Source organism: Stenotrophomonas sp. STEN029 (genome assembly GCF_056760015.1).
Map to the genome: position 1 here is coordinate 1 of NZ_JBRREC010000121.1, position 11,733 is coordinate 11,733.

Annotated in this window: 10 protein-coding genes; 3 read left to right on the forward strand and 7 right to left on the reverse strand. The window is 65.3% G+C overall.

Annotation, left to right across the window (positions count from 1 at the left end):
* Nucleotides 1–138: 138 nt before the first annotated feature.
* Together ACVOLI_RS18970 and ACVOLI_RS18975 are read right to left on the reverse strand one after the other, a co-directional pair.
* The gene (locus ACVOLI_RS18970; RefSeq protein WP_481615569.1) at nucleotides 139–774 is read right to left on the reverse strand and encodes a response regulator transcription factor; all 636 of its coding nucleotides are present in this window, start codon (nucleotides 772–774) and stop codon (nucleotides 139–141) included.
* Nucleotides 771–1,877, reverse strand: coding sequence for a sensor histidine kinase (locus ACVOLI_RS18975; RefSeq protein ID WP_481615570.1), 1,107 nt, complete (start codon nucleotides 1,875–1,877; stop codon nucleotides 771–773). The genes ACVOLI_RS18970 and ACVOLI_RS18975 overlap by 4 nt, the downstream gene beginning before the upstream one ends.
* A 166-nt stretch (nucleotides 1,878–2,043) precedes the next feature.
* Between ACVOLI_RS18975 and ACVOLI_RS18980 the strand changes: the two genes are divergently transcribed.
* Nucleotides 2,044–2,751, forward strand: a complete 708-nt coding sequence (locus ACVOLI_RS18980) for a DUF2306 domain-containing protein (protein WP_481615571.1) — start codon at nucleotides 2,044–2,046, stop codon at nucleotides 2,749–2,751.
* A gap of 115 nt (nucleotides 2,752–2,866) precedes the next feature.
* Here the strand turns inward: ACVOLI_RS18980 and phhA are convergent, their stop codons facing one another.
* Nucleotides 2,867–3,757, reverse strand: coding sequence for a phenylalanine 4-monooxygenase (phhA, locus tag ACVOLI_RS18985; RefSeq protein WP_481615572.1), 891 nt, complete (start codon nucleotides 3,755–3,757; stop codon nucleotides 2,867–2,869).
* A gap of 132 nt (nucleotides 3,758–3,889) precedes the next feature.
* Here phhA and ACVOLI_RS18990 point away from each other — a divergent pair, with 132 nt between their 5' ends.
* The gene (locus tag ACVOLI_RS18990; RefSeq protein WP_282271903.1) at nucleotides 3,890–4,372 is read left to right on the forward strand and encodes an Lrp/AsnC family transcriptional regulator; all 483 of its coding nucleotides are present in this window, start codon (nucleotides 3,890–3,892) and stop codon (nucleotides 4,370–4,372) included.
* 143 nt (nucleotides 4,373–4,515) lie between these two features.
* On the opposite strand, the gene ACVOLI_RS18995 is transcribed toward ACVOLI_RS18990, so the two are convergent.
* From ACVOLI_RS18995 to ACVOLI_RS19005, 3 genes are all read right to left on the reverse strand, one after another.
* Nucleotides 4,516–5,583 (reverse strand): patatin-like phospholipase family protein, encoded by a 1,068-nt coding sequence (locus ACVOLI_RS18995; RefSeq protein WP_481615573.1) that lies wholly within the window; start codon nucleotides 5,581–5,583, stop codon nucleotides 4,516–4,518.
* 72 nt (nucleotides 5,584–5,655) lie between these two features.
* Entirely contained in the window at nucleotides 5,656–6,273 is a 618-nt protein-coding gene (locus tag ACVOLI_RS19000; RefSeq protein ID WP_296250365.1) for a hypothetical protein, read from the reverse strand.
* A 173-nt stretch (nucleotides 6,274–6,446) separates the two neighbouring features.
* Nucleotides 6,447–7,460, reverse strand: coding sequence for a TIGR00266 family protein (locus tag ACVOLI_RS19005; RefSeq protein WP_296250363.1), 1,014 nt, complete (start codon nucleotides 7,458–7,460; stop codon nucleotides 6,447–6,449).
* Nucleotides 7,461–7,632: 172 nt separating this feature from the next.
* Here ACVOLI_RS19005 and ACVOLI_RS19010 point away from each other — a divergent pair, with 172 nt between their 5' ends.
* On the forward strand, nucleotides 7,633–9,936 hold the full coding sequence (locus tag ACVOLI_RS19010; protein WP_481514295.1) for a TonB-dependent receptor: 2,304 nt from the start codon (nucleotides 7,633–7,635) through the stop codon (nucleotides 9,934–9,936).
* A gap of 287 nt (nucleotides 9,937–10,223) precedes the next feature.
* Here ACVOLI_RS19010 and ACVOLI_RS19015 read toward each other — a convergent pair whose 3' ends face one another.
* Entirely contained in the window at nucleotides 10,224–11,375 is a 1,152-nt protein-coding gene (locus ACVOLI_RS19015; protein ID WP_481615574.1) for a glycoside hydrolase family 18 protein, read from the reverse strand.
* Nucleotides 11,376–11,733 lie beyond the last annotated feature (358 nt).

An 11,733-nucleotide genomic window follows, 5' to 3' on the forward strand; every position in this document is an offset into this window, starting at 1 on the left:
GCCGGTGGACCTCCAGATTGCGGAAATGTCGGTTGTTCCAGCGTTGTTAGCTTCGCGGCTGACGCCGCTCCCACAATGGCGGACAGGTTAACGGCAAAGCCCTGCCGAGCATGGCTCGGCACTACGGCTTCGTTCGAGCTAGATCACCCGCAGGGTGATCGCTTTCAACACCGCGCGGGTGCGGTCGCGGGTGTCGAGCTTGTCGAGGATGGTCGACACGTAGTTCTTCACCGTGCCTTCGGCCAGGAACAGGCTGCCGGCGATCTCGCGGTTGCTGTAGCCGCCAGCCATCAATCGCAGGACCGCGACTTCCTTCTGGCTGAACAACTCCTTCGGCGCGTCATCGGCGTGGTAGCGATAACGCTGTCGCACCGCATCGGTGCTCACCGGCTGCAACAGGGTCTGACCGGCGATGGCGCGCACGATGGCGTCATGCAGGTCTTCCGGTGCCGCATCTTTCAGCAGGAAACCCTGTGCGCCGGCTTCGGTGGCACGCAGCAGCAGGTCGCTCTCGTCGAAGGTGGTCAGGAACACGCACGGCGTTTGATCGCCGCGCTCGCGCAGGGATTTCAAGGCCTGGATGCCGTCCATGCCCGGCATGCGGATGTCCGACAGGATCAGCTGCACCGGCTGCTCCGCGATCTGTTCGAGCAGGGCGTCGCCACTGTCGGCTTCGAACACGATGGTGATACCAAGCTGCTGCAGCAGGGCGCGAAGGCCGGCGCGGATCAGGGCCTGGTCATCGACCAGGGCAATGCGGGGGGAATCGTTCATGCCGGCAATTCCACACGAATCTGCAGGGCACCGGAAGCAGCACGTTGCAGCTGCAGGCTGCCGCCTTGTTCGTCCACGCGTTCGCGCATGCCGGTCAGGCCATTGCCAGGGCGTGGTTCGCCGCGCAACTGGCCATCGTCTTCCATCGCCAGCAGCAAGCGTCCGTCGCGGCGTTGCAGGGCAACCTGCAGCACCTTGGCATCGCTGTGGCGGGCGCTGTTGGTGAGGGCTTCCTGCACGCAGCGCAGCAGGGTTTCGGCCTTGGCGGTATCGCTGACCTGCACGTCGGCATCCAACTGCAGCTGCAGGCGTGGGCGTGGCAAGGGCGCGGCCAGTGCGTGCAGGGCGGTATCCATGTCGAGCTGGCCGCTGTCGCGCAGGCAATGCACCACCGCGCGGATATCGCCCAGCAGCTCGGCGGACAGCTGTTCGCACAGGGCCAGCTCAGGCGCTGCGTCCGTGCGGCCGGCAAGCGCGCGCAGGTGCAACCTCAGCGCCGTGAGCTTGTGCCCGGCGACATCGTGCAGTTCACGCGACAGCCGCAGCCGCTCCATGTCGCGCGATCTCTCGGCGAGCAGGGCGCGGGTGGCCAGCAGGTCGGCATTGACCAGCGCCAGCCGGTCGCGCGCCTGCTCGGCGCTGCTGGCGTAGTGGGTCGTGAGCATGGCGAAAGCCTGGAAACCGGCGAAGATCAGCACCACCGCGGCCGGGTGACTGTGCACGTCGCGCAGCACCAGGTACATGCCCAGGTTGACCAGCAGCATCACCACCAGCGTGATGCGCAGTGGCCAACTCATTGCCACCTGCGCGGCCAGCATCACCAGCAGGGCGGGCGCCACGCCGCTGCTGGCGGCCAGGCGGATCACCGCCAGCGCTGCCACTGCCTCGACCAGCAGCGCCACGCTGCGCTGCGGCGACGGGCGCTCGTAGCTGGCGGCAAACAGGAAGGCGAGCAGGAACAGCAGGGCACTGCCCCAGCGCAGGGCCATCTGCTCGCCGGAGCCATAGGGCAGGGTGGCCGCTACCGCCAGCCAGGTCAGCAGGCCGGCGAGGTTGAGCGGGTGCAGCAGCCTGTGCCAGCGCGAACGGGGAGTGATTTCCATGCACGCATGCTGGTGGGCGCAGGCCTCAGCGGCAAGGGGGGCGGAGCAGAAAGTGACTTCCGGCAGGGTCGATCAATGACTGCCGCGACTGCCGTGCGTGCGCCCGAAAACGCACGCTGTGCACAGGCCATCGCATTCGCCGGCCACCACCGAAGAGATCGCTGTCATGCCCGGATATTCCCTGATCGTTGCGCTGCATGTGCTGGCTGGCGTGGTCGCCCTGGTCGGCTTCTGGTCGGCGGCGTTCATGAAGAAAGGCTCGCCCCGGCATCGCTTGCTGGGCAAGGTGTATCTGCTGGCGATGGCGGTGATCGTGGTTACGGCGCTGCCGATCACCGTCCAGTTCGCCTTCTTCCGCCAGCAGCCGTTGTCGGCCTTGTTCCTGGCCTACCTGATGGCGATCACCGGCAACGCGACGTGGCTTGCCTGGCGTGCGGTCACCGACAAGCGCGATTGGAAGCAGCTGGTGTCACGGCCCGGCTGGCATCTGGCGCTATGGCCGATGGTGATCCTGGCCCTGGTGGTCGTCGGCACCGGCATCCAGCATCGTCAGCCCCTGTTCCTGGGCTTCTCGTCGATTGGCCTGTGGGTGGGCTGGCGCATGCTGAAGTTCGCCCGCCGTGGTCCATCGCGTCCGGACTGGGCGTTCCGCCAGCACTATCAGTCGATCCTGGGTGCGGGCATCGCTACCCATGTGGCGTTCCTCGGCATCGGCATGCGGCCGGTATGGCAGTGGCTGCACAGCCATACCACGGTGCCGGCATTGCTGATCGAGCTGTTCCCGTGGGCGGCACCGTTGCTGGTGGCGGTATTGGTTGGCGTCTACCTGGACCGCAAGTACGGCGGTCGGCGGGTGGCCAAGGCGGCGCAGTGAGCTGCATGATTCTGTGAGCCCCGGGTGCGCTTTGCTTACCCGGGCTACGTGGGACGCAGACGAAGAAGCCGCCCTTGGGCGGCTTCTTCGTTCGTCTGCTGCGATGTTAGCTGGCTCAGACGTCGCCGCCGTCGGCCCAGCCTTCGCCGCTGCCGCGCTGGAATACCGCGTCACCTTCCTGCACGTCGCCGGCAGGCAGATGTTCGGCGTTGGCCAGGCGTGCGTAGATCGGGGTGAAGTCCGGTTCGGTCGCGGCCATCAGCTGTTCGAAGCCGTCGATGACGAAATAGCTCTTCTGGAAGGTGTCGATGCGGTAGCGGGTGCGCATGATCCGCTCCAGGTCGAAGCCAATCCGGTTCGGCGCGGCCGACTCCAGCGAGTACAGCGACTCACCCTTGGACGACACGATGCCAGCACCGTAGATGCGCAGGCCCTCGGCGGTGTTGATCAGGCCGAATTCCACCGTGTACCAGTACAGGCGGGTCAGGTTCTGCAGCGCGTCCGGGCCGATCGCGTGGGCTTTGACGCCACCGCGGCCGTAGGCGGCCATGTAGTCGGCGAACACCGGGTTCATCAGCAGCGGCACGTGGCCGAACAGGTCGTGGAACAGGTCCGGTTCGGCGATGTAGTCGATCTGGTCCGGGCGGCGGATCCACCAGGTCACCGGGAAGCGGCGGTTGGCCAGGTGATCGAAGAAATCGAGTTCCGGCAGCAGGCCTTCCACCCCGACCAGGGTCCAGCCGGTGGCCGCGCCCAGCACTTCATTGAGCTGGTCGAAGCGCGGAATCATGTGCTCGCTCATGCCCATCTCGTCTTGGGCATCGAGGAACTCCTGGCAGGCACGGCCTACCAGCAGCTCGCGCTGGCGCTGGTACAAGGTGCTCCAGGTGGCATGGTCGTCGGCGCTGTAGCCGTCCCAGGGCTGCTCCACAACGGCGGTGGTATAGACCGGCACGTAACCCTTGTCGGTCTGTTGGTGTTCGACGCGGCGCGGGTTGGCTTCCATGGCGGCAGCTCCTGAAGGGAATAGATAACCGCATGGTAGGAAGCCTGCCGCGCAACAGGTGTGCGTAATTGCGCTGCCAGTCGGTTATGACGCAATATTGTTGCGTCCATTCAATGGTGCGGAGCAACAAAGATGGCGTCGGTGAATCTTGATCGCACGGATCTGCGGCTTCTGGTCGAAATCCAGCAGCATGGCCGCGCCACCAACGCCGAGCTTGCGGCGCGGGTGAATCTCTCGCCGTCGGCCTGCCTGCGGCGGGTGCAGCGGCTGGAAGCGGAAGGCGTGATCGCCGGTTATGGCGCACGGCTGGAGCCACGCGCGATCGGGCTGGGCCTGCAGGCCTTCGTGCGCGTGCAGTTGTCCAAGCACGGCCAGGCGGCGATCGATCACTTCGTGCAGGCGGTGCAGCTATGGGACGAAGTGGTGGCCTGCCATGCGCTGACCGGCGACATGGACTATCTGCTGCAGGTCTACGTGCGCGACCTGGACCATTTCTCGGAATTCCTGCTCGACAAGCTGCTCAACGCAGCCGGTGTGGCCGACGTCAATTCCAGCTTCGTGCTGCGCACGGTGAAGGAGTTCCGCGCCCTGCCGCTGTCGCAATTGGGGCGGTAAGGAGGTTCCTTTTCCCTGCGGGAGAAGGTGCCCCGCAGGGACGGATGAGGGTAAGGGGCGAAGCCAATGGAACACCCTGCAGCAACTCGCTTCAACCGTACCCTCACCCCAACCCCTCTCCCATTGGAGAGGGGCTTCAAACCTCAACGCGCTGGGGCGCTGCAGTTCTTCTCGATGCCACGCAGTTTTTCGATGCGGCTGCGGCTGTCCTGGCAGCGCTGGTGTGCTTCGGCCTGTACGGCGGCGGCGCGTGCATCGGCATTGCGCGCGCTGGCGGCACGCGCCTGCTGCAGGCGGGCAATGCCGGCGCGGATCTGCGGCATTGCTGCCATCGCGGCCTTCTCGCCTTCCAGGATGGCGCGGCCACGCTGCTCGAAATCGGCTGCGCCGATGTCCAGCACCGCCGGGCGGATCACCACGTCGGCGCGTGCCAGTTCCTGCTCACCCAGGCGCTGGCCCATGATGGTGATGGACTGGCCCACCGCACCCAGCAGGCCGGTCGGGCGCTGGCCGGTGGCGCGGCTGGAAATATCCACTGCGATCACGAATTCGGCGCCCAGCTGCTTGGCCGCATCCACCGGCACCGGGCTGACCACGCCGCCGTCGACATAGCTCTTGCCGCCGATGATCACCGGCTCGAACACACCGGGGATGGAGCTGGAAGCCCGCACCGCCTGACCGACATTGCCGCGCACGAATACCGCGCGCTCACCGGTTTCCAGTTGCGTGGCAACTGCAGCGAATGGCTTCTGCAGCTGCTCGGCGCGCTTGTTGCCGACCTGCGCGTTGACGTAGTCCTGCAGCTTCTGGCCTTGCACCAGACCGCCGGAGAACAGGCGGATATCGCGGATACTGGCTTCATCCAGTGCTACCGCCTTCTGCTGCATCTGGAAGGCGTTCATGCCGCTGGCATACAGGGCACCGACCACGCTGCCGGCGCTGGTGCCGGACACCACCACCGGCTCGAAGCCGTTGGCCTCCAGCATCTTGATCACGCCGATATGGGCAAAACCCTTGGCCGCGCCACCGCCCAGTGCCACGCCGATCTTGACCGGCCTTACCGGCGTGGTCGGCTGCACCGCTGCCGGCGGGGTGGGCTTGGTGTTCTCACCGCCGCAGGCTGCCAGCAGGCCAAACAGGGAAAGGGACAGCAGCAGACGGACGTTGCGCGCTTTCATGATGAACAGGGGTATTGGAGAGGGCGCCAGCATAGCGCTTTGTGTTGGCAAGGCCGCCAGCGGGCTGCTGCTTGGTTTAGCTGCGGCTGTCTTCCGCAGCCGGAACTAGCCCGCCGGGACGTTCACCGTTGGCGTCCAGAACAACGAGAGTATGCCAAGCGCGATCACCACCCAGAACAGCCCGCCCACTACCAGCCAGGCCCAGTTTGCTGCGGTCAGTCGCGAATTCCCTGCCCCCGTTGGATCGCCGCAGGCAAGGTTGGCCGCGCGTTGCGCCTGCACGAGTGCCATCGCGTTCACCGCCAACAACAGCATGCCGATGCCGAAGCTGGGCAGAGCCGGCAGGAGGTTATCGGGGATGCGGCTGACGATGCGTCCGCCAATGGCTGAGATGACGTAAGCGCCGGCCCACATGCCCGGTGACCAAACGTAGCGCTTGCCTGCGCGACGCAGCCGATGGTCGATTTCCTGGTTCAGGCTGTTGGCGAAGAAGATCGCGAAGATCGCGCGCGGCACTGGCCAGATATCCAGCTTCTTGTCGCGCTTGTGCCGGGCCCAGTGTTTCCAGAACCAATACAGCGAATAGAAGCCGAGGGTGGCGACGTACAGCAGCACCAGTTTGGTGATTGAAACCACATAGAACGGCGGCAAGGCCGACGGTTCCACGGTTTCCTGCGTCAGTGAGGCCTGTGGTGGTGCGTAAACGTTGTCCTGCGCGTGCATGGCGTCCTGCCATCCCCTGAAAAAGAATGCGGCGAGTATGGCCACGGCGCCAGGGAGCGACAAGCAGATACATCTTCCATGCATGGACGACGGCACGCTGCGTGTGCGCAATGGGTGCGTACATGATTCCGTAACCCGGCCTCTCCAGCCGGGTTACGGAAACCGCGGTGACATCAGAACTTGTTGTCACCATCCAGCAAGCGGCCCAGCCCACCCAGCACCGAGCCCTCACCGCGGCTCTGGCCACCGCCCTGCGGTGCGGCGGCAAACATGCGGCCAGCCAGGCGTGAGAACGGCAGCGACTGCAGCCAGACCTTGCCAGGGCCGGTCAGGGTGGCCAGGAACACGCCTTCGCCGCCGAAGAACATGCTCTTCAGGCCGGCCACGCGGCGCACGTCCATGTCCACGCCGGCGTGGTAAGCGACCACGCAGCCGGTATCCACATCGATGCGCTCGCCTGCGGCCAGCTCGCGTTCCACCACGCAGCCGCCGGCGTGCACGAACACCCAGCCGTCGCCTTCGAGCTTCTGCATGATGAAACCCTCGCCGCCGAACAGGCCGGTCATCACCTTGCGCTGGAAATGCACGCCCACCTGCACGCCGCGCGCGCCGGCCAGGAAGCTGTCCTTCTGGCAGATCAGCTTGCCGCCGTGCTGGTCCAGCTTCATCGGGATCACGGTGCCGGGATAGGGCGCGGCGAAGGCGACCTTGGCCTTGCCGTTGCCGGTGTGGGTGAACACGGTGGCGAACAGGCTCTCGCCGGTGATCACGCGCTTGCCGGCCGACATCAGCTTGTCCATGAAGCCGCCGCCCTGGCCCTCGTGGCGGCCGTCACCGAACACGGTGTCCATCTGTACCGTGGAATCCTTGAACATCAGTGCGCCGGCCTCGGCAATCGCGCTTTCGCCCGGGTCCAGTTCGATTTCCACGAACTGCATCTCATGCCCGATGATGCGGAAGTCGATATCGTCGGCACGGTTGCCCCTGCCACCCACCGGCGGCGGGGTCGGCGGCGGGCCGGCCTGGCCGCCGAAGTCGGCGATCTCGGTCACCGCCTGCCAGCCCTGCATGCCCTCGCGCCAGGCCAATGCCTGGCGGCTGCCCTGGGCAAAGCGACGCGCGGCCTCGTCGTCCAAGGGGCCGACGCGGTCGGCCTGGCCGGGAATATGGAAATACCACTGGGTCATGGCAAGGTGCCTGGGCGGGAAGGAAGTCCCAGTCTATGCGGCGCAAGGGCCAGATACCCCTGACAGGCGTCATGCTGCTGAATACCTGAACGATTGCGATACGAATGTTGTACTGCAACAATTCCATGCTAGGCGCAGTTCCCCATTCCTCCTCAACAGGCCCTTCTCCGCCATGTCCCCGACCCGTACCGTCCGCCGCCGCCTGCCGGCAGCGCATCCGCTGTTTGTCGCCGTTCTCGCCGTACTGCCACTCACCGCTGCCGCGCAGGATGCGACCCCGGCCCAGAAGGAAGCCGCCACGCTGGATGCGGTGAAGGTCACCGCCGCACGCAAGGTGGAGAACATCCAGGACGTGCCGGTGTCGATCAGCACCGTCAGCGGCGAGAAGCTCGACGCGCTGGCCTCCGGCGGTACCGACGTGCGTTACCTGTCCGGCCGCGTGCCCAGCCTGAACATCGAATCCTCGTTCGGCCGTGCGTTCCCGCGCTTCTACATCCGCGGCTACGGCAACACCGACTTCCGTCTGAATACCTCGCAGCCGGTCTCGCTGGTGTATGACGACATCGTGCAGGAAAACCCGATCCTCAAGGGCTTCCCGATCTTCGACGTGGAACAGGTGGAAGTGCTGCGTGGCCCGCAGGGGTCGCTGTTCGGTCGCAACACCCCGGCCGGCGTGGTCAAGTTCGACTCGGTGCGCCCGTCGCAGGAGTTCGAAGGCTACGGCAAGGTCGGCTACGGCAGTGACAACCTGTGGAACGTGGAAGCCGCCGTCGGTGGCGCGCTGAGCGCGCGCTGGTCGGCACGCGTGTCGGCCCTGTACCAGCGCCGCGACGACTGGGTGAAGAACACCGGCACCGGCCCGAATGACGGCCTGGAAGGCTATGACGAATCGGCCGTGCGTGCGCAGTTCCTGTACGAAGGCGACAATTTCGAAGCACTGTTGGGCGCACACAAGCGTCACCTCAACGGTACCGCGCGCCTGTTCCGCGGCAACATCTTCAAGAAGGGCAGCAACGATTTCGTGCCCGGCTTCGACGAGAACAAGGTCTCGATCGATGGTTTGAACCACTCCGAGCTCGACAGCAGCGGTGCCAATGCACGCCTGAGCTGGGACCTGGGCAACTACAAGCTGTCCTCGATCACCGGTTACGAGACCGTTGATACCTTCAGCGTCGGCGACATCGACGGCACCTCCGGCCCGTACTTCACCGCCGATGTGCCGTTCGCCTCGGAAACCGCCGATGGCATCCCCAGCCACTCGCAGTGGACCCAGGAGCTGCGTCTTGAATCGCAGAACGAAGGCCCGTTGAACTGGCAGGCCGGCGTGTTCTATTTCAAGGAAGACTACGACGTCGACAGCGTCAGCTACGACAGCACCAACGGCAGCAAGCAGGACGGTTTCCAGCGCATCAACCAGACCAATGATGCCTGGGCGGTGTTCGGCGGCCTGAACTTCCAGGCGACTGACAAGCTGGAACTGCGCGCCGGCGTGCGTTACACCGTCGACAAGAAGGACCTGAAGGTCAAGGATTACTGGAACACCGGTTTCTCGCCGTGCGTGCTGTCGGCCAAGTGCGATCTCGCCGGTCTGCTCGCCGCGCAGCAGGCGGCGTTCGCTGCCGGCGATGCGGTCGATCCCTACCTGTCGGCTTCGACCAAGGACAAGAAGTTCAACTGGGACTTCTCGGCCACCTACGCCGTCAATGACACCGTCAACGTCTATGGCCGCGTCGCCACCGGCTTCCGTGGCAGCTCGATCCAGTCGGCGGGTGCTTTCAACAACAAGACCGTGGCCGATCCGGAAACCGTGCTGTCCTTCGAGGCTGGCGTGAAGGCCGACTTCTGGGACAACCGTGCGCGCTTGAACGCCAGCGTCTACCACTACCGGGTCAAGGACCAGCAGCTGACCGCCGTGGGCGGCGCCGGCGGCAATGCCAACATCCTGCTCAATGCCGACAAGAGTGTTGGCCAGGGCTTCGAGCTGGATCTGCAGGCCTACCTGACCGACAACCTGCTGGTCACCCTGGGCAGCGGCTACAACCACACCGAGATCAAGGATTCCGATCTGAGCGTGGCGCCGTGCTTCTCCTGCACAGTGACCAATCCGGTCGTCAACGGCAAGGTGCTGATCAACGGCAACTCGCTGCCGCAGGCGCCGGAGTGGACCCACAACATGACCGCACGCTGGTCGCTGCCGCTGGCCGATGGTACGCAGCTGTATGTGTTCACCGACTGGGCCTACCGCAGCGAAGTCAATTTCTTCCTGTACGAGTCCAAGGAATTCACCGGCAAGTCGCTGCTGGAAGGCGGCCTGCGCGTGGGTTACCAGTGGAATGACGGTGACTACGACGTGGCGCTGTACGGCCGCAACATCACCAACCAGATCCGCGCCACCGGCGGCATCGACTTCAACAACCTCACCGGCTTCATCAATGAGCCGCGTCTGTGGGGCGTGGAGTTCAAGACCCGCTTCTAAGCGCAGGCTTGTGTGTTGAACGCAGAAGGCGCGGAGCAATCCGCGCCTTCTGCGTTCCTGTAGTGGGGGGGGGGGGGGGGGGCGGGCGGGGGGCGGGGGGGCCCCCCCCCCCCCCCCCCCCCCGCGGGGGGGGCGCGCCCGCCCCCCCCCCCCCCCCCCCCCCACTACTTGGCTCTGCAGTGCGCGGCCAATCCAGCCCTTCTCCCGCATGCGGGAGAGGGGTTGGGGTGAGGGTAGCTTTTGCGGGGAAGGCCTCTGCCGAGCGTGACTCGGCACCACGGTTGGAATTACCGGTGAAGCTCCTGCCGAGCATGGCTCGGCACTACCGGGTCAGCGCGCAGCGCCTCATGCAACACATCAAGCAACTGCTCGTTGTCATCACCGCGCTGCTCCCAATACATGACGCCGCCCAGGCCCTGCTGCTTCACGTAGTTGGCCTTGATCAGCAGCGACTGCGGATCGTCGTAACTGATCATGCGTCGCTCGCTGGCGTTCCACAGCCATGGCACCTGCGCCTCGTCATCCCAAAGCCGCTGCCAGTTCGGCGCATTGAGGCGGGTGTGGACGATGTCACGCCAGGTAATGAAGCCACCTTCCTTGGTGAACTTCTGGAAGCGACCGTTGTTGTCCGTGCCGACATCACCAAACGTGCGGCCGTAGAACGGCACGCCGACGTTGATCTTCCTGGCAGGCACGCCCGCATCGAGGAAGTACTTCACCGCATCCACGGTGGTACGGCCCTGCGGCGTAGCCAGCGATGAGCGCGCAAGCCCGGAGTGATGGCCGGTGGTCTTGGTCAGGCTGCCATAGAAGTCGTAGGTCATCAGGTTGATCCAATCCAACGACTCGGCGATGCGCGGCAGCTCCAGGCCTTCCGCGGCACGGCCTTCGGCAGCGGCGATGGTCAGCAGGTAATGACGCTTGCCGTTGCCTTCGCGGTCCAGGCGCGCGCGCAGTTCTTCCAGCAGCACGGTGAAGTTGTGGCGATCATCCGGGCTGTGGCTGATGTCGGCATCACCGAGCGTGGGGTATTCCCAGTCGATGTCCAGGCCATCGAGCTTGAACTGGTGCATCAGCGCGACGCTGCTGTCGATGAAGCGTGCGCGTGCCGGTGCAGTGGCGGCGGCCTCGGAGAAGTTGCCGGCACCCCAGCCACCAATCGACAACACGATCTGCAGTGACGGGTTGTCCGCGCGCTTGGCGACCACGGCGTGCAGGCGTGCCGGATCGACATTCTCGGGCAGGTAGACGCTGCCATCGAGGCGAACCACGGCGAAGGCGAAGTTCACCACGTCGAGCTTCTGTGCAGACAACTGCAGCGGCTCGGGGCTGTCCATCACATAGCCGATCAGGCGCGGCGTTTGTGCTTGCACGGCGAAGGGGAGCAACGCGGTGAGCAACAGCGCATGCAGGCGTGGACTGCGAAGGAATACAGGCATGAGAGGTCCCGTAATGAGAGGACCCTGGACTGTAACCGTAGACGCGCACGGCAGTAGCAGGCGGTGACGTCGGAAACCATCTCGGCCACTGTAGAGCCGAGCCATGCTCGGCTGGGGCGTTACCGATAGCCTGCCGAAGCTCGTGTAGGAGCGGCGTCAGCCGCGAAGCTGGCATTGCTTCAATCGCAGGCATATCGGCAATCTGGCTGACCATCAGCTTCGCGGCTGACGCCGCTCCTACAAAAGCGGCTCGCCAGACCCCGTGATGCCGCGCCTGGCTCGGCCCGACAGGTTTGGCGGGGGCGGGGGGGGGGGGGGTGTGCGCGGGGGATGCGGCGGGCTCCGCGGCGCAGTGGCG